Source organism: Phenylobacterium sp., from assembly GCF_037189685.1.
Classification (GTDB): domain Bacteria; phylum Pseudomonadota; class Alphaproteobacteria; order Caulobacterales; family Caulobacteraceae; genus Phenylobacterium.
The window spans coordinates 127,850-146,192 of the sequence record NZ_JBBCIT010000033.1 but is presented as its reverse complement, the minus strand read 5'-3'; the positions used below and the strand labels follow the sequence as shown (position 1 = coordinate 146,192).

The window sequence follows — 18,343 nt, the reverse complement described above, 5'->3', positions numbered from 1 at the left end:
TCCGTCGGCGTGTCCCGGGGCGGCGTATCCAAGGGCGGCGTATCCAAGGGGGCCACGCCCAAGGCGGCCCCGGCCCGGCGCGCTGCGGCCAAGGCCGGGGCGGGCGGCCCGCGCCTCGCGCCCCGCCACATCCTGGGCCTCGCCGCGGCCGTCCTGACCCTGGCCGTGGCCGCCACCCTGGCGACCGGGGGGCGTGGCGCCCACATCGCCCAGACCGTCGGCCTGGGGGTCGACCGCAAGTTCGCCGACGCCGGCTTCCGCCTGAAGGACGTCCATGTCGAGGGCGCCTCGGACATGGCCAAACCCGACATCCTGCGCGCCGCCGGGGTGGGCGAGGGCGCGCCGCTCCTGGGCCTGAACCTCGATCAGCTCCGGGCGCGCGTCGAGGCCGTGGGCTGGGTGCAGGAGGCGCGTGTCATCCGCCTGCTGCCCGACACCCTGGTCATCGCCGTGAAGGAACGTGGCCAGCTCGCCGTCTGGCAGCACGGCGGCCGCACCGTGGTCATCGACGCCCAGGGACGCGTGATCCCGGAAGCCGATCCGGCGCGTTTCGCCGATCTGCCGCTGGTGGTGGGCGCGGGGGGCGCCGAGCATGCGGGCGGCATCCTGCCCATCCTCGTCCAGCGCCCGAAGCTGATGGCGCGCCTGGAGGCCCTGGTCCGGGTCGACAACCGCCGCTGGGACCTTCGCATGAAGGACGGCGCCCTGGTCCAGCTCCCCGCCGCCGAGGAGGAGCAGGCCCTGATGAAGCTGGAGCAGCTCGACCTGCGCTCCCGCATCCTGGAGCTGGGCTTCGAGCGCATCGACCTGCGCAACCCCGACACCATCGCGGTCCGCCCGAGGGCGCCCCAGGCCGCGGCCGGCTTCGCCGCCGGCCCCGCGTCCTCCGACCCCTCCGCCGCCGCTTCGCCCGTCCCCCTTTCGCCCGTCCCCCGTTCGCCTGTTCAGGGCGTCTAGCCAGAGACCTCCGCCGCCGATGCTCAAGTTCGCCGAACGCGCACCCGAGACCCAGGAAGGGGCCCAGAAGGGCCGGCGCCCGACCGACCGATCCTCGACCCGCGCAAGTCAGGACGGCCATGGTCCGATCGGGCCGGGCCGAGGCGCCCCGGGCCAGGAGGGCCAGGGCGAGGGACGCCGCAAGGCCGAGCCGCGCCGTGACGGCCGGGACGGGCTGAAGGCGGCGTTGGCGCCGCCCAAGGTGGTGGCCGCCGTCGACCTGGGCGCCGCCAAGGTGACCTGTTTCATCATGAAGCCCGACGGCGTGCGCCGCGGCGACCGCACGCTGACCACCTGCGGCGTCGGCTACGTCCAGTCGCGCGGGGTGCGCGGCGGCGCGATCGTCAACCTCGACGAGGCCTCCGACGCCATCGCCCAGGCGGTCGAGCGGGCCGAGAACGTCGCCGGCGTGAACGTCCAGGGCGTCACCATCGCCACCGCCGGCGGTCAGCTCAGTTCCTCGCGTGTGATCGGCCGCGTCTCGATCGGGGCCCGGCCCATCGCCGACCACGACCTGGTGCGCGCGATCCAGAACGCGCTGGCCCAGATCAAGCTGCCCGGCCGCCGGGCCATCCACATCCTGCCCATCGCCTGGGCCGTCGACGGGCAGGGCGGCGTGCGCGATCCGCGCGCCATGTACGGCAAGACCCTGGGTGTCGAACTGCTGGTCGTCTCGGTGGCCGAGACGGTCTTCAACACCCTGGGCGCCTGCGTCGAGCGCGCCCACCTCCAGCTCGAGGGTGTGGTCGCCGCGCCCTTCGTCTCGGCCCTGGCCGCGCTGGAGGAGGACGAGATGGACCTGGGGTCGGTCTGCATCGACATGGGCGGCGGCTCCACCTCGGCCTCGGTTTTCCGTGGCGGCAGCCTGGTGCACGTCGAGACCGTGCCGGTCGGCGGCCAGCACGTGACCCAGGATATCGCCCGGGGCCTGTCCACCTCCATCGCCGGCGCCGAGCGCATCAAGACCCTGCACGGCAGCGCCATCGCCTCGGCCAACGAGGACCGCGAGATGATCGAGGCCCCGCCCCGCGGCGACGACCCCGGCGCCGGCCCGGTCGTGGCCCCGCGCAGCCTGCTGAAGGGCATCATCGCGCCTCGCGTGGAAGAGACCCTGGAGCTGCTCCGGGACCGGCTGAAGGCCGCCGGCGCGCCCATCGAGCCGGGGGCCGGCCTGGTGCTGACCGGCGGGGCCAGCCAGCTCGCCGGCGTGCGCGAAGTGGCCGTCCGCGTCTTCGACCGCCCCGTGCGCCTGGGCCGCCCGCGCCGCGTGCCGCACCTGGCCGACGCCGCCTCGGGCCCGGCCTTCACCGCGGCGGCCGGCATCCTGCACCGCTCGGCGTTCGGGCCGCGCGAGGCGGTCTCCACCAAGCAGCTCGCGTCCTCGAAGCTCCGTCGGGAGCCGCTGGACCCCCGGGCCAACCCGCTGGCCAAGGCCGCCGTCTGGCTGCGGGACAACCTCTGAGGTCCGACCTCGGCCGACGCCCGGGGGGCCGACGCCGCGGGGGGCCGTCGCCCGAACGCCGGGCGGCCCAACGGCCCGTCGTTCCAGCGGAATTCCCCCGCGGTCGCCTGATACGCGAACCGGCTTGGCTTTGCGGGCCTGAAGGCTCAGGTTCGCCTCGACACCCAAGGATCGGCGGCGCGAGCCGGTCCCTCAGTTCGGAGCGGAGTATGAAGTCGGCTGTGGGGATGGGCCTGGCGCTGGCGCTGTTCGGCGGTGCGGCCTGGAGTGCGACGGTGGATGCGACGGTTTCCACGCCCGCGCCTGTTCAGCCCGCGCCCGTCCAGGCGGCGCTCGTGGGCCCCGACGCGACCCTGCCGGGCGATGAGGGCGGCGATCCGTTCGCGGTCCGCGAAAAGCCGGCCGACGGCCCTCTGGCCATGCTGGGGCTCGACAAGTCCAGCCCGCTGCCCGATCCGGCCTCCTGGGCCATGATGATCATCGGCTTCTTCGGCGCAGGATATCTGCTGCGCAGCGGCCGCTCGGGCGGCCTGCGCGCCCTGCGTGCGGTCAAGGCCGGCCGCCCGGTCGGCGGCAAGGGCGACACGGCGACCCGCTGAGGGACTCCATTCGTTCCGAGGACGGCCCGCTCCGATCGGGCCTTGGCGGATGCTCGGCCGGCACGTCCGGGCCAGCCCGCGCGGCCGGTCCAGGGCCTGTCGCGGCGTTACTGTCTATCCCGCTGTTCTTTCCTTGAGGACAAAGCGGAAAATCCTGTTCAGCCAAGCTCGACCGCGTTCCGACTCAGAGTATGCGGTTAACACTCGATTAAGAGTGTCGGCGCGTACTTAACGCATCGTTACTCAGGTGCGTCGGTCCAGGGGTGTCCGCGCGCGCCAGACCGGAAAAAACGGGAAGGACAGGACGTCCATGGCCATCTCTCTCACCGCGCCGCGCGCGACCGAACTGAAGCCCAGGATCGTCGTGTTCGGCATCGGCGGGGCCGGCGGCAACGCCGTCAACAACATGATCGAGGCGGGCCTGGAGGGGGTGGAGTTCGTCGTCGGCAACACCGACGCCCAGCAGCTCCAGTTCGCCAGGACCGAGCGCCGCATCCAGCTCGGCGTGCAGGTGACGCAGGGGCTCGGCGCCGGCGCCCATCCCGAGGTGGGCATGAGCGCGGCCGAGGAGAGCATCCCCGAGATCGGCGAGCATCTGGACGGCGCCCACATGGTGTTCATCACCGCGGGCATGGGCGGCGGCACCGGCACGGGCGCGGCCCCGATCATCGCCAAGTGCGCCCGCGAGCGCGGCATCCTGACCGTGGGCGTGGTGACCAAGCCGTTCCACTTCGAGGGCCGTCACCGGATGCGCCTGGCCGACGCCGGCATCTCCGAATTGCAGCGCTACGTCGACACCCTGATCGTCATCCCGAACCAGAACCTGTTCCGCGTGGCCAACGAGCGGACGACCTTCGCCGAGGCCTTCGGCATGGCCGACCAGGTGCTGCACTCGGGCGTCCGCTCGATCACCGACCTGATGGTGCTGCCGGGCCTGATCAACCTCGACTTCGCCGACGTGCGCACGGTGATGACCGAGATGGGCAAGGCGATGATGGGCACCGGCGAGGCCACGGGCGACGACCGCGCCCTGATGGCCGCCCAGAACGCCATCCAGAACCCGCTGCTGGACGAAGTCTCGCTGAAGGGCGCCAAGGCCGTGCTGGTCAACGTGACCGGCGGGCTGGACATGACGCTGCTCGAGGTCGACGAGGCCGCCAACGCCATCGCCGAGCAGGTGGACCCCGAGGCCAACATCATCTTCGGCGCCGCGTTCGACCCGACGCTGGAGGGGATGATCCGGGTGTCGGTGGTCGCCACCGGCATGGACGGCGCCTCGATCGCCGCCATAGAGCCCAAGATCGAACGCCGCTCGCTGTCGGTCGAGCCCCTGCGGGCGACGGTGACGCCCAAGGCCGAACCGGCGGTTGCGCAGGCCGAGCCTGTCGCCGCGGCGGCGGTGGCCGCCGAACCGGCTCTGGAAGCTGCGGATGAGGTCGAGCAACCCGACATCTTCAGCCAGCCGCTGGCGGCCGAAGCCGCTCCGGGCGCAGCCGCCGCGGAACCGGCGGCGTCCGCACCCGTCTCCCGGATCGTCGACCCGGACGCGGTCGAGCCGGGCGACGAGCGTGACGCCCCGCTGTTCGCCGAGCCCGCTTTCGAGCCCCGGCGCCCGCGTGGAGGCTTCCTGAGCATCTTCGGCGGCCGGCCCCGCTACGACGCGCCCGGCGCGACGGCCGCTGCGGCCCGGCCGACGCCCGCGCCGGCTCCTGCGCCCAGCCGGGGCGGAGCCCAGCCGGCGGAAGCGATCCAGCCCGAGGCGGCCGATCCGGCCGAGGACCTGGAGATCCCGTCCTTCCTGCGCCGCCTGGCCAACTGAACGGCCCGGCGGCCCGCCTGACGCAGGAACGCCACGAAAAGGTCACGCCCGCGCAGGCGCCCAGATGATAGAACCTCCCGGAGCCCTCCGGGAGGTTTGTCATGTCCGGTCAGCGCATCATCTGGGTTTCGCCCGTCGCCGGCGGCTGGGCCGTGCTGTGCGCGGGGTTGCAGCCCCTGCTGTTCCGCTCGGGCGGCCGGGCCGAGGCGCAGGCGCGCCGGCTTGCCGCCTGCCTCGCCCGTCTGGGTCGGGCGGTGCAGGTGCGCGTCCTCGACCGGTCGCGGAACCTCGTGGGCGCGCAGCTCTATCCGGCGAGCTGATCTGGCCGGCGAGCTGATCTGACCGCCGGGCTGACCCGGTCCGGACCGACGACCGGGGACCTTCCGTGAGCGCAACGGCGGCCCGAGGGCGCGAACGCGCTTCCCGGGCAATTCGACCGTCCGCGCGCGGTTCGCTCCGCGGGTTGCGCCGCCGTCCCCAAGCCTCGGATTCCATGCGGATTTCGGCGCGAAACATTGCGAAACACGAAGTGCTTTGCTGCGGTGCATCAATCGGCTTAGCCAGACGTTGGGGCAAAGGTTCGGTCGTCGCACCGCGTATCGTTGCAGGAAGGTCTGCCTTGGCCGCGTTTCAACATACCCTCAGGTCGCCTGCGCTGTTCGCCGGGATCGGCGTGCATACGGGAGCCTACGTCCGCGTGTCGGTCCGGCCGGCGGCAGTCGATACGGGCGTGGTCTTCGTGCGCACCGACGTGCGTGACGCCGACAACCGGGTGCGCGTGAGCGGCGAGGCCGTCTGCCGCACGCAACTGGGCACCGTGATCACCAACGCCGCGGGCGTCACCGTCTCGACCATCGAGCATCTCATGGCCGCCTTCGCCATGCTGGGGGTCGACAACGCCGTGGTGGAGCTGGACGGCCCGGAAATGCCGATCATGGACGGCTCGTCCGCGCCGTTCGTCCGCGTGCTGGACCGGGCGGGCCTGCGTCCGCAGGAAGCACCGCGCCGCTTCATCGAGATCGTGGAGACGATCGAGGTCGTCGATGGCGACAAGCGCGCCGCGCTCAAGCCGGCCGACGGCTTCGAGGTGGCCTTCGAGATCCGTTTCGACAGCGCCGCGATCGGCCGTCAGGCCATCGACATGCCGATGGACGAGGCGGCGTTCCGCGCCGAACTGGCCGACTGCCGCACCTTCGGCTTCGCGCACGAGGTCGAGGCCCTGCGCGCGATGGGCCTGGCCCGGGGCGGCTCGATGGACAACTGCATCGTCATCGACGGCGACCGGGTGCTGAATCCGGAGGGCCTGCGTCGGGCGGACGAGTTCGTGCGGCACAAGGCGCTGGACGCCATCGGCGACCTCTATGTCCTGGGCGCGCCGATCCTGGGCCGCTTCGAAGGCGAACTGGCGGGCCACGCCCTGAACAACGCCCTCGTCCGCGAGCTCCTGGCCCGGCCGGACGCGTGGCGTGTGCGCACCCTGGTCGAGGACCTGAAGGAAGCGGTGTAGCCCTTCCTTTCCCGCGCAGCGGGTGGTGGAGAGGGAAGGCCTCATCCAAAGCGCCGCCGTCCGATCCGCTGCGCTTGTGGGCGGATGATCGCGCCGCCCTGCCGGCGGCTTGCCCTTCCCACCCCTCGCTCGGAACCTGTCCTCTGGTCGGCCTTCGGCCGAGCCCCGGGGAGCCGGCGGCGCCGGCGTCGGCGAGCGGTCCCCCCTTCCCATCGCATGGGTAGGGAAGAAGGTTGCGAGCGGTTCGCAATGGCGCCCTAATGCCCGGCAAGGGAGATTTCGCCATGGCCGACGACGCCAGCACCCAGCTCGATGCGCTCTATCATCGTCCACATCCGCTGACCGTGGCCAAGGACATCGGGGTGATCGATGCGCACGGCCGCCGCTTCATCGAACTCTCGCCCTTCGTCGCCCTGGCCAGCGCCGGCCCGGACGGGAAGGTGGACGTCTCGCCCCGCGGCGGCGGCCCCGGCTTCGTCCGCGTGTCGGAAGACGGGCTGAGCCTGCTGATGCCGGACCGGCCGGGCAACAACCGCCTCGATACGCTGCGGAACATCGCCGAAGGATCGGGCGAGGTGGGCCTGATGTTCATGATCCCCGGCGTGGACGACATCTACCGCGTCAACGGGCCGGCCAGCCTGGTGGTGGACGACGACCTGGCGAAGACCTTCGAGGAGTTCGGCAAGCTGCCGAAGAGTCTGCTGAAGGTCGAGGTGCGCGAGGCCTATCTCCACTGTCCGAAGGCCTTGATGCGCGCCGATCTGTGGGGCGACACCCACAGGGTGGACCGCGCCAGCCTGCCGTCGCTTTCCGACATGATCAGCGACCAGCTCAAGCTGGAGCGGCCCAAGGCCACCCACGAGCAGCAGGTCGAGAGCCTCCGCCAGACGCTCTGAGCCTGCGGGCGCCGTTTGCTCGCCACAAGTGGTGGTGTAGAAGCGACTCTCCGCGTGGGGGCGCGCGCTGGTCTTGAGGTGAAGGTGTCTTCGGTTCGCACGTCTGCCAAGGTGGTTCTCGTCACGGCCGCCTGCGCGCTCGCCCTTTCCGCCTGCGCCGGAAACAGCAAGAAGAACAGGAACCGGCTGGCCTACGAGGAGCGTCCGGTCGAGCTGCTCTACGCCACCGGCGCCGACCGGCTGGACCGCCGCCAGTGGAATCAGGCGGTGAACTATTTCCAGGAGGTGGAGCGGCAGCACCCCTATTCGGAATGGTCGCGGCGCGCGATCCTGATGCAGGCCTACGCCCACTACCAGGGCAACGACTACGCCGAGGCCATCGGCGACGCCGAGCGGTTCATCCAGCTCTATCCGGGCAACCCCAGCGCGGCCTACGCGCACTACATCAAGGCCATCTGCTACTTCGAGCAGATCGTGGACGTGAACCGTGACCAGGCGGCCACGGGCCAGGCCCTGGGCGCGCTGCGCGACGTGGTCCAGCGCTATCCCCGCACCGAATACGCCTCGGACGCCCGGCTGAAGATCGACATGGTCAACGACCAGCTCGCCGGCAAGGAAATGACCATCGGCCGCTGGTACCTGCGCAACGGCGACACCCTGGCCGCCGCCAACCGGTTCAAGACCGTCATCGACCGCTATCAGACCACCAGCCACACGCCCGAGGCGCTGTATCGCCTCGTCGAGGCCTACCTGACGCTGGGGCTGATGGAGGAGGCGGGGCGCAACGGCGCGGTCCTGGGGCACAACTATCCCGGCGACCAATGGTACGCCGACGCCTACAAGCTCCTGACCTCGCGCGGGCTGCGACCGGCGACCGAGCCCGAGCCCGGCGGTCGGCGCGGGATCTTCCGCCTGCCGTTCACGCGCGACAAGGAACGCACGATCCAGCCGCCGCAGGCGGCCGATCCGAATGTCGCGGTCCAGGCCAGCCAGGAGGCCGAGAAGCGCTCAATCTTCCGCCTGCCGTTCGGCCGCAAGGACGAACCGCGGCCCGAGCCCGTGAAGCCCGAGACCCCGCCCTCCTGAGAGACGGGATGCGACGGCCCTTCTTTCCGGGCTGATTCCCGGCGATCCTCCGCCCGATGTTGATCGGACTCCAGATCCGCGACGTGGTGCTGATCGAAAGCCTGGACCTGTCCATCGGTCCGGGCCTGACCGCGCTCACCGGCGAAACCGGCGCGGGCAAGTCGATCATCCTGGATGCGCTGGGCCTCGCGACGGGGGCGCGGGGAGACGCCGGGCTTGTCCGGCGCGGCGCCTCTCAGGCCGTGGCCACGGCGGTCTTCGCACCCACGCCAGAGCATCCCGTGTGGGCCATCCTGGACGAGAAGGGCCTGGCCTACGCCCGCGACGAGGACCTGGTCCTGCGCCGCACGCTGAGCGCCGACGGCCGCAGCCGCGGCTTCGTCAACGACCAGGCGACCGGCGTGGGGGTGCTGAAGGAACTGGGCGAGGCGCTGCTCGAGGTCCACGGCCAGCACGAGACGGTGGGTTTGCTGGACATGCGCACGCATCGGCCGCTGCTCGACGCCTATGGCGGCCTGGCGACCGAGGCGGACGCCGTGGCTGCGGCCTGGCGAGGCTGGCGCGAGGCCCGCGCGCGGGTCGAGGGGCTGGAGGCCGACGCCGCCCGCTCGGCCGCCGAGATCGAGGACCTGACCTTCCGCCTCTCCGAACTGGACCGCCTGGATCCGCGGGAGGGCGAGGAGACGCGGTTGGCCGAAGAGCGCGCGATCCTGGGCGCCGCCGAGAAGGCGCTGGGCGACATCGCCGCCGCGCGCGACGCCTTCGACGGGCTGGGAGCGCGAACGGCCCAGGCGATCCGCGCCCTGGAACGGGCCCGCGAGCGTGCGACGACGGCCGGCGCCGCCGCGGACGGCGCGGCCGTGACCCGCCTGGCCGCCGCCGCCGAGGCCCTGGATCGGGTGCTGGTCGAAGCGGGCGAGGCCGAGGCCGCCGTCGACGCCGCCGCCGCCGCCTTCGACTTCGAGCCCGACCGCCTGGAGAAGGCCGAGGAGCGTCTGTTCGACCTGCGCGGCCTGGCCCGGAAGCTGGGCGTGACGGTGGAGGCGCTGCCCGGCCTTCGGGTCGAGTTCGCCGCCCGCCTGCGCGCCATCGAATCGGCGGATGAGACCCTCAAGGCCGCCCGCGCCGGCCTGGCTGCGGCGCGTGACGCCTATGCGGCCGCCGCCGAGGCGTTGTCGGCCGCCCGCCGGACGGCGGGCGAGGCCCTGGCGACGGCGGTCATGGGCGAACTCGCGCCGCTCAGGCTGGACAAGGCGCGCTTCCGTGTCGCCGTGTCGCCGCTGGCCGAGGACCGCGCGGGGCCGGCCGGCCAGGACCGCGTCGCCTTCGAGATCGCCACCAACCCCGGCGCGCCCTTCGGCGACCTGGGCGCCATCGCCTCGGGCGGCGAGCTGGCGCGCTTCGCCCTGGCCCTGAAGGCGGCCCTGGCCGCGCGCGGCGGCGGACCCCAGCCGCTGATGATCTTCGACGAGGTGGACCAGGGCGTGGGCGGCGCGGTCGCCGACGCCGTCGGCCTGCGCCTGAAACGCCTGGCGTCGCCCGAAGGGCGGAAGGTGGGGGCCCAGGTGCTGGTGGTGACGCACAGCCCCCAGGTGGCGGCTCGCGCCGAGGCCCACTGGCGGATATCCAAGGCCGGCGACGCCGACCGGACGCGCACGGCCGTCGAGACCCTCTCGCTCGCCGAGCGCGAGGAGGAGATCGCCCGCATGCTGGCCGGCGCCCAGGTCACCGACGCCGCCCGCGCCGCCGCCCGCGCGCTGATGGAGGCGTGACGGGCGTACTTTACGACAACCATAACGTTCTGTATTTGTTCTTTCCCTTCCCGCGAAGCGGGAGACGAAGGGTTCCGCGTTGGCGGGCGCACAGGCTAAGACCAGCGGCATGGCCCAGATCCCCGTCGATCAACTCAGCGAAGCCCAGGCGGTCGAAGAGCTGACGCGGCTGGCCGACGAGATCGCGGCCCACGACATCCGATACCACGCCGAAGACGCGCCCACGATCTCGGACGCGGAGTACGACGACCTCAAGCGCCGGAACGGCGAGGTCGAGGCCCGCTTCCCGCACCTTGTCCGTGAGAATTCGCCCTCGATGAGGGTCGGGGCTTCCCGGTCCGAGAAGTTCCGGGCGGTGGAGCATGGCGTGCCCATGCTGAGCCTGGACAACGCGTTCGCCGACGATGAGGCGGCGGAGTTCGACGCGCGGATCCGCCGTTTCCTGCGCCTCCCGGCCGACGAGACGGTGGGCTACACGGCCGAGCCCAAGATCGACGGCCTCTCCTGCTCGATCCGCTATGAGAAGGGTGTGCTGGTCCAGGCCGCCACGCGCGGGGACGGGAAGGTCGGCGAGGACGTCACCGCCAACGTCCGCACCATCGGCGAGATTCCGCACAGGCTTCTGGAAGATGGCTGGCCCGACGTGATCGAGGTGCGGGGCGAGATCTATCTGGGCCACGAGGAGTTCGCCGCCCTCAACGCCGCCGCCGCCGAGGCGGGCCAGAAGACCTACGCCAATCCGCGCAACGCCGCGGCCGGTTCCCTGCGCCAGATCGATGCGGCCATCACCGCGTCGCGCCCGCTGCGCTTCTTCGCCTATGCCTGGGGCTATCATTCCCAGGCCTTCGCCGAGACCCAGTGGGCGGCGCTGGGCAAGCTCAGGGCCTGGGGTTTTCCGACCACGCCCGAGAGCGTGCGGGTGGAGAACGCCCAGGGGCTGCTGGCCGCCTATGCCGAGATGGAACGGGTGCGGCCGCGCCTGGGCTACGACATCGACGGCGTGGTCTACAAGGTGGATCGCCTGGACTGGCAGCAGAGGCTGGGTTTCGTCAGCCGCGCGCCGCGCTGGGGCATCGCCCGGAAGTTCCCGGCCCAGCAGGCGCGCACGATCCTGGAGGCCATCGACATCCAGGTAGGTCGGACCGGCGCGATCACCCCGGTGGCGCGGCTGCATCCGGTGACCGTGGGCGGCGTCGTGGTGGTCAACGCCACCCTGCACAACGCCGACGAGATCGCCCGCAAGGACATCCGGGTGGGCGACACCGTGATCCTCCAGCGCGCCGGAGACGTGATTCCGCAGATCGTCGCGGTCGTGCCCGAGGAACGCCCGGAGGACGCGCAGCCGTTCGAATTCCCGACCCATTGCCCGTGCCCTCTGCACACCGAACTGGTGCGCGAGACGACGGCTGCGGGCGCCGAGACGGTGGTGCGCCGCTGTTCGGGCGAGTTCGCCTGTCCCTTCCAGCGGCTGGCGCACCTTCGCCACTTCGTGAGCCGGCGGGCCTTCGACATCGAGGGCCTGGGCGAGAAGCAGCTCACCATCTTTTCCGAGCAGGGCTGGCTGAATTCGCCGGCCGACATCTTCCGGCTGAAGGCGAAGCGCGAGGAGATGCTGGCGCTCGACCGCTTCGGCGAGACCAGTGTCGGCAATCTGCTGGCCAGCATCGAGGACCGCCGCCGGATCGACCTGGACCGGTTCATCTACGGGCTGGGCATCCGCCATGTGGGCGAGACCACCTCGCTGGCCCTGGCGCGGCACTTCGAGACCGCCGGGCGCTTCGTGGAGATCTCGAAGCTGGCGGCCGAGCAGACGGCGGGACCGGTCTACGCCGAGCTTTCGGACCTGGACGGCCTGGGACCGACGGCGGTGGCGGCGGTGCTGGACTTCGCCCGCGGGGGCCAGGGGGGCGGCCAAGGTGTCCTGGTCCCCCCGGACATCTCGCTGGACGGTCATCTGCGGCTGGCGATCCCGAAGCTGAACGCCCGAGCCCGCGCGGCGCTGGAGGCCCGCTATGGCGATTGGACGGCCTTCGAGGCTGCGGCCCGGCAGGCGGCCGGCGAGACGCCGGGCGAGGCCCTGCTGGAGGTCGCATCGGTCGACGCCGTGGGCGTGGTGGCCGCGCGGATGATCGCCGAGTTCTTCGGCGAGGACCACAACCGCGCCCTGGTCGACGACCTGCTGGGCGAACTGACCATCATCCCGGCCGAGCGGCCCAAGACCGACACGGCGGTCGCGGGAAAGACCGTCGTCTTCACCGGCGCCCTTGAGCGGATGACGCGCGACGAGGCCAAGGCCCAGGCCGAGCGGCTGGGGGCCAAGGTCTCGGGCTCGGTGTCGAAGAAGACCGACATCGTCGTGGCCGGGCCCGGCGCGGGCTCGAAGCTGAAGACCGCCACCGAACTCGGCATCCAGGTGATGACCGAGGACGAATGGCTGGCGATGGTGGGGAGCTGACTTGGGCGTCCCGGCGCCGGACCGGCTGCGGATCGGTTTCGACCGGTTGCGCTGCAACCTGCTGAACCTGGCCGAGCTGATCTTCCTGGGCGTGCTGGACGAGACGCCGGGCGAGCCGACGGCGCTGCGCCTGCTGGGCGTGACCCGGGCGAAGATGGGCCGCCCGGGCGCCGTGGAGCATCTGAAGGCCGCCGCGGCCGCCGCGCCCGAGGTCGAGGTGATCTGGAGCGACCTGGCCGTCGCCCTGCGTGAGGCGGGTGACGCGGCCGGCGCGGCCGACGCCTACGCCCGGACGCTGGCCCTGCGCGATCCGGCCGCCGGGACCTTGCCGCCGCTGGAGGCGCTGTCGTTCGCCACCGAGCGCGACGCGCACCGGTTCGAGCTGGCCGACTATCCCTATGTGGCGACCGTGCGCCACGGCGCGGGCCGCCCGCCGCACCCCGGCCTGACGGCGATCCTGGAGGCCGGGCGGAGGCGCTACGCCGCGATGCTCGAGGCGATCGGCGACCTTGCGTCGTACTTCGGCGATGTCGCGATGGGCGGGCGCTACGAGGCGGACGATCCGTTCTGGCTGAACACCTGGTTCCCGGCGCTGGACGGGATGGCGCTGACGGCCATGCTCAAGGCCCACGAGCCGGCCCGGTTCGTGGAAATCGGGTCGGGGGTCTCGACCAAGTTCGCCCGGCGCGCGGTTCGCCGCTTCGGCCTGCGCACGAAGCTGATCTCGATCGATCCCCAGCCGCGCAACCAGATCGACCGGCTGTGCGACCAGGTGATCCGCAAGCCGCTGGAGCAGTGCGACCCGGCCATGTTCGACGCATTGCAGCCGGGGGACATCCTCTTCCTCGACAGCTCGCACCGCGCCTTCCAGGGGTCGGACGTGACGGTGTTCTTCACCGAGATCCTGCCGCGGCTGAAGCCGGGCGTGATCGTGCAGGTCCACGACGTCTACCTGCCCGAGGACTACATCTCGGGACACCTGCGGCAACTGTGGAACGAGCAGTACCTGCTGGCGACGGCGTTGCTGTTTGGCCCCGAGCGGTTCGAGGTGCTGTTTCCCGCCTGGTGGGTGGGGCGCGATCCCGAGCTGAGGGCCCAGGCGAGGGCCGTGGTGGGGCAGGGGCCGCTGACCGGCCTCGATCCCTACGGCGCGTCCTTCTGGATGCGGATGCGGTAGTCAGCCCGGATTGCGCGCCGTCACGATCCAGGTAGCGGAGTCCAGCTTCACCCCCTTGGGGCCTTCGTGGGCGGCTAGGGCGGCGCGCACGGCGTCCACGACCGCCTCGCGCATCTCGGGACGCTCCCGCAGGGCGCCGCCGAGAACCCCGATCTTCAGGGCGACCTCCAGCGAGGCGTCCAGGTCGCCAGCCCCGATCTTCTCGTCGTGGGGCGCGATAGCCGCGTCGGCGAAGCCGGCCGAATCCAGGATGCTCCGCACACGCTGGGGATCGGCGAAGGCGAAGGGGCCGGGCGCGCCGGGCTCGGGCGGCTGGGGCGGCGGGAGGAGGTGCTGCACCGACGCCATCGGCAGGGTGAAGGCCGGATTCTCGGCCGGCGCGCGCCAGCAGACGAAGCCCAGCCGGCCACCCGGCCGGAGCGCCCGGCGCAGGTTGGCGAAGGCGCGCGGCGGATCGGCGAAGAACATCACGCCGAACCGCGAGAACACGGCGTCGAAACCAGCCGCCTCCAGCGGGTGGGTCTGGGCGTCGGCCTGCAGGAAGGCGACCTCGGGACGACCTGCGGAGCGCCCGCGGGCGACATCGAGCAGGGGCGTGGAGATGTCCACGCCCAGCACCGAGCCGCCGGGCGCCACGGCGTCGGCGAGCGCCAGCGTGGTCGCGCCCGCGCCGCAGCCCACGTCCAGGATCCGCTCGCCGGGCTGAAGCGCGAGGGCGGCCATGACGCGCCGGCCCAGCGGTTCGAGCTGGCGGTCCATCGGGCTCTGCATGGCCGCCCAGGTGGGGCCGGCCTGTTCGTTCCAGTAGGCGGTCTGCTGGGCGTTGGGGGCGGCCGACATCAGATCGTCTCCGTGACCTTGTCGAGCCAGGTCCGGACCTCGGGCTCGAGCTGTGGGCCGATCACCTCGCGGACGCGGGCGTGGTAGGCGTCGAGCTGGGCGCGCTCGGCGGCGCTCAACAGGTCGCGGTCGATCAGGCGGCGGTCGATGGGCGCCAGCGTCAGGGTCTCGAAGCCGTGCATGGGGCGCTCGCCGCCCGGGATCGGCTCGGCGGGCGTCACCACCTGGAGGTTCTCGATGCGGATGCCGTAGCCGCCCTCCTTGTAGTAGCCGGGCTCGTTCGAGAGGATCATGCCCGGCTTGAGGGCGACGGTGTTCGGGGCCTTGGAGATCCGCTGCGGGCCTTCGTGGACGCCCAGGTAGCTGCCGACGCCGTGGCCGGTGCCGTGGTCGTAGTCGAGGCCGTGCATCCAGAGCGCGTGGCGGGCCAGGGCGTCCAGGGCCGAGCCGGTCGTGCCGGGCGGGAAGCGGACGGCGGCCAGGGCCAGGTGTCCCTTCAGGACCAGGGTGAAGCGCTGGCGCATCTCGGCCGTCGGCTCGCCGATGGCGACCGTGCGGGTCACGTCCGTCGTGCCGTCCAGGTACTGGGCGCCGGAGTCCACCAGCAGCAGCGAGCCCGCCTCGGCCCGCCTGTTCAGGCGTTCGGTGGGCCGATAGTGGACGATGGCGCCGTTCGAGGCTGCGCCGGCGATGGTGTCGAAGGAGAGGTCCTTCAGGGCGCCGGTGGCCTCGCGGAAGCCCTCCAGCTTGCGCACGGCGGTGATCTCGTCGGGTGGGTTCGCCTGGCCTTCGGTCGCCAGCCAGTGGAGGAAGCGGGTGAGGGCCGCGCCGTCGCGGGCGTGGGCACGGCGGGTCCCCTCGATCTCGACGGCGTTCTTGCAGGCGCGGGGCAGGGCGCAGGGGTCCTCGCCCCGGATCACCTTCGCCCCGGCCGCCTGGAGCGTGTCGAAGTACCAGGCCGAGGACTGGGCCGGATCGACCAGCACCGACTGGCCTTTCAGCTCCGCGAGGGCCGCGGGGAGTTCGTCGGGCGTTTCAAGACGGACCTGGTTGCCCAGCCAGGCCGGCAGCTCGGGCGTGACCTTGGCGGGGTCGAGGAAGAGGCGGGCCGAGCCGTCCTTCGACAGGATGGCCTGGCCCAGCGGCAGGGGCGAGCGGATGACGTCGCCGCCGCGCACGTTGAACAGCCAGGCGATGGATGCGGGCGCCGTCAGCACCGCGGCGTCCGCGCCCTTGCCGGCGACGGCGGCGCCGACGCGGGCGCGCTTGGCGGCCGAGTCCTCGCCCGAGACCTCGGCGGGGTGGGGGACCACGGGCGCGACCGGCTGGGCCGGGCGCTCGGCGCCCCAGGCCAGGTCCAGCGGGTTGTCGTTCACGGGCGTCAGCTCGGCGCCGGCCTTGGCGGCGGCGGACCTGAGCTGGGCCAGGGCGTCGGGGCTGTGCAGGCGCGGGTCGTAGCCGATCTTCTGGCCCCGGCCGGCGGCGGCTTCGAGATAGGCCGGCACGCCGCCCTCCACCAGGTCGCGGATCTCGAACAGGCCGGCGTCGACCTGGTCGCGCACCTGGAGCGTGTAGCGGCCGTCCACGAAGACGGCGGCCTTGTCCTTCAGGATCACCGCGGCGCCGGCCGAGCCGGTGAAGCCGGTGGCCCAGGCCAGGCGGTCGTTGGCGGCGGGCAGGTACTCGTTCTGGTGCTCGTCCTCGTGGGGCACGAGGAAGCCGTCCAGGCCCTGGCGGGCCATCGCCGCGCGGATCAGCGGGACGTGGCGCGGGCCGAACGAGCGGTCGGTGGTCTCATCGAAGGTCTGGCGCATGGGGCGCATGTAAGCGCTTCCGCCCGGTGCGGCAAAGGGCGCCGGAGCCTCCGTTTGACCCCTGGCGGCGGAGGGCGTAGCGGGGCGCATGGACAAGACCGATCGCCGCCAGGCCGTCCGCGACTTCAAGGAGCGCAGGACCGACGCCGGAATCTACGCCGTCCGCTGCGCGCCGACGGGCGAGGCGTGGGTGGCGGGCAGCCGCAACATCGACGCCCAGCAGAACAGCCTGTGGTTCGGGCTGAGGTCCGGCGGCCATCCCAACAAGGCCATGCAGCAGGCCTGGAACGCCCACGGCGCCGACGCCTTCGCCTTCGAGATCCTGGAGCGGATCGAGGCGGGCGACTTCACCGCCCTGGGCCTCGCCGACCATGTGAAGGGCCGCGAGCGCCACTGGCTGTCGGACCTGGGCGCGAAGAAGGCGGTCGGCTGATCCCGGCGGGTGCGGTTCAGGGCCGGCGCAGCACCAGCGTGGCCCAGGCGTCGCGGTGCAGGCGGCGGACCAGCCGGAAGCCCTTCGACGTGTAGGCGGCCAGGACCCGGCGCTCCTGGGTGCGGAGCAGGCCCGACAGGATGGTCAGGCCGCCGGGCCTCAGCGCCCGCTTGATGTCCTGCGACAGGGCGACCAGCGGCGGGGCCAGGATGTTGGCGAAGACGAGGTCGTAGGGGCCGTCCACGCGCACGTGCGGGTCGTCGAGGCCGAAGGCGTGGACGAAGCGGGCGTCCGCCGTGTTCAGCCGGGCGTTCTCGTTGGCGATGCGGACCGAGACGCGGTCGATGTCGGTGCCGACGGCCACGGCCGAGCCGGTGCGCGCGGCGGCGATGGCCAGGACGCCGGTGCCGCAGCCCACGTCGAGGACGCGCGGGAAGCGGCGCCGCTTCAGCAATTCGTCGAAGGCCAGCAGGCAGCCGACGGTGGTGCCGTGGTGGCCGGTGCCGAACGCCGCGCCGGCCTCGATGCGCAGGTTCACCGTACTGGCGGGGGCGAGGCCGCGGTCGTGGGCGCCGTAGACGAAGAAGCGGCCCGCGCGCACGGGCGGCAGGCCCGACAGCGCCAGCGCCAGCCAGTCGGCGTCGGCCAGCACCTCGGTCGTCACGCGTAGGCCGGGGTGGCCGGCGAGCACGGCGCGGACCGCCTCGGCTTCCTCATCCAGGGTGGGGAAGGCGTCGATGCGCCAGACGTCGCGGTCCTCGTCCTCCTCGAGGATGGAGAAGGTCAGGGCCTCGGTCTCGGGCGTCGCCTCGAGGGCGGCCGCGGCGGCCTCGGCGGCCGCGCGGGGGCCGCGGGCGATGATCTGGATGGCGTCGTCGCTCATGGGCGCGAGGCTCTAGCGGGGAAGCGGCGCGAAGGCGAGGCCGTTCAGAGCGGCGACAGGTCTTCCTCGGGCGGTGACGGCGGCGCGGGCAGGTCGGATTCATTCCAGGCGCCGCCCTGTTGCGAGGGATGGTGGGGGACGGGACGCGGCTCATCGGCCCAGCGGGCGCGGGCGACGACGGGCGCTTCATAGGCCATGACATCGCCACCGTGGTCCTGGGCGCTGGCGGCCGCCTCGCCTCCGGCCTCGGGCGCGTCGGCCTGGTCGTCGAGCGCGAGGAAGGTGTCTGGCGGGGGCTTCAGGCTGTCGGTGCCGACCACATAGTCAGGGACCCTCCCGCGATAGGCCGCCATGCCGGCGTCAGGCGCCTGGACATAGGTGCGCGGCCCGCCGCCCGAGATGAGCTGCTGCGGCCCTTCCAGCGGCTCCTCGTCCAGGTTGGGCTTCAGCGTCGCGCCGAGCGCCAGCCCAGCCGCGGCGGCGAGGGCCACCCCGGTGAGCAGGCGTCGGGTGTCAGGACTGCGGAGGAGCGGCAGCATTGATCGAGATACGCGCAGGGGCGGCGGAGGGTTGCGTCGTTCTTCTCCTAGCTCGTCTTGGCGGC

General features: G+C 72.4%; 15 protein-coding genes and 1 pseudogene. 12 read left to right on the top strand and 4 right to left on the bottom strand.

All coding sequences use genetic code 11. The features are described from left to right. The first annotated feature begins 9 nt into the window (after positions 1–9). From WG212_RS19055 to WG212_RS19005, 11 genes and pseudogenes are all read left to right on the top strand, one after another. Positions 10–957 (top strand): cell division protein FtsQ/DivIB, encoded by a 948-nt coding sequence (locus tag WG212_RS19055; protein WP_337188698.1) that lies wholly within the window; start codon positions 10–12, stop codon positions 955–957. Positions 958–976: 19 nt separating this feature from the next. Then, positions 977–2,458 carry a cell division protein FtsA gene (gene ftsA / locus WG212_RS19050; protein ID WP_337188697.1) on the top strand — a complete coding sequence of 494 codons (1,482 nt, stop codon included), beginning with the start codon at positions 977–979 and terminating at the stop codon, positions 2,456–2,458. Between the two features lie 209 nt (positions 2,459–2,667). After that, entirely contained in the window at positions 2,668–3,057 is a 390-nt protein-coding gene (locus tag WG212_RS19045; RefSeq protein ID WP_337188696.1) for a hypothetical protein, read from the top strand. Between the two features lie 310 nt (positions 3,058–3,367). Next, positions 3,368–4,876 (top strand): cell division protein FtsZ, encoded by a 1,509-nt coding sequence (gene ftsZ, locus WG212_RS19040; protein WP_337188695.1) that lies wholly within the window; start codon positions 3,368–3,370, stop codon positions 4,874–4,876. Positions 4,877–4,977: 101 nt separating this feature from the next. Further along, complete coding sequence (locus tag WG212_RS19035; RefSeq protein WP_337188694.1) at positions 4,978–5,196, top strand: hypothetical protein; 219 nt, start codon at positions 4,978–4,980, stop codon at positions 5,194–5,196. A gap of 299 nt (positions 5,197–5,495) precedes the next feature. Further along, on the top strand, positions 5,496–6,383 hold the full coding sequence (lpxC, locus tag WG212_RS19030; protein WP_337188693.1) for a UDP-3-O-acyl-N-acetylglucosamine deacetylase: 888 nt from the start codon (positions 5,496–5,498) through the stop codon (positions 6,381–6,383). Positions 6,384–6,667: 284 nt separating this feature from the next. After that, positions 6,668–7,279 carry an MSMEG_1061 family FMN-dependent PPOX-type flavoprotein gene (locus WG212_RS19025; protein ID WP_337188692.1) on the top strand — a complete coding sequence of 204 codons (612 nt, stop codon included), beginning with the start codon at positions 6,668–6,670 and terminating at the stop codon, positions 7,277–7,279. An 84-nt stretch (positions 7,280–7,363) separates the two neighbouring features. Beyond that, a pseudogene (locus tag WG212_RS19020) lies at positions 7,364–8,233 on the top strand (outer membrane protein assembly factor BamD); the annotation flags it as partial. 188 nt (positions 8,234–8,421) lie between these two features. Beyond that, the gene (recN, locus tag WG212_RS19015) at positions 8,422–10,137 is read left to right on the top strand and encodes a DNA repair protein RecN (RefSeq protein WP_337188691.1); all 1,716 of its coding nucleotides are present in this window, start codon (positions 8,422–8,424) and stop codon (positions 10,135–10,137) included. 109 nt (positions 10,138–10,246) lie between these two features. Then, positions 10,247–12,592, top strand: a complete 2,346-nt coding sequence (gene ligA / locus WG212_RS19010; RefSeq protein WP_337188690.1) for an NAD-dependent DNA ligase LigA — start codon at positions 10,247–10,249, stop codon at positions 12,590–12,592. A 1-nt stretch (position 12,593) separates the two neighbouring features. After that, positions 12,594–13,769 (top strand): class I SAM-dependent methyltransferase, encoded by a 1,176-nt coding sequence (locus WG212_RS19005; protein ID WP_337188689.1) that lies wholly within the window; start codon positions 12,594–12,596, stop codon positions 13,767–13,769. Here the strand turns inward: WG212_RS19005 and WG212_RS19000 are convergent, their stop codons facing one another. Beyond that, complete coding sequence (locus WG212_RS19000) at positions 13,770–14,609, bottom strand: methyltransferase domain-containing protein (RefSeq protein ID WP_337188688.1); 840 nt, start codon at positions 14,607–14,609, stop codon at positions 13,770–13,772. Then, a complete protein-coding gene (locus tag WG212_RS18995; RefSeq protein ID WP_337188725.1) occupies positions 14,609–16,423 on the bottom strand; it encodes an aminopeptidase P family protein in 1,815 nt (604 codons plus the stop codon). The genes WG212_RS19000 and WG212_RS18995 overlap by 1 nt, the downstream gene beginning before the upstream one ends. Before the next feature lie 88 nt (positions 16,424–16,511). On the opposite strand from WG212_RS18995, the gene WG212_RS18990 reads away from it, so the two are divergent. After that, positions 16,512–16,856 (top strand): GIY-YIG nuclease family protein, encoded by a 345-nt coding sequence (locus WG212_RS18990; RefSeq protein ID WP_337188687.1) that lies wholly within the window; start codon positions 16,512–16,514, stop codon positions 16,854–16,856. 16 nt (positions 16,857–16,872) lie between these two features. Here WG212_RS18990 and WG212_RS18985 read toward each other — a convergent pair whose 3' ends face one another. Beyond that, entirely contained in the window at positions 16,873–17,739 is an 867-nt protein-coding gene (locus tag WG212_RS18985; RefSeq protein ID WP_337188686.1) for a 50S ribosomal protein L11 methyltransferase, read from the bottom strand. Between the two features lie 44 nt (positions 17,740–17,783). Continuing rightward, entirely contained in the window at positions 17,784–18,278 is a 495-nt protein-coding gene (locus tag WG212_RS18980; RefSeq protein WP_337188685.1) for a hypothetical protein, read from the bottom strand. Between the last annotated feature and the right edge of the window lie 65 nt (positions 18,279–18,343).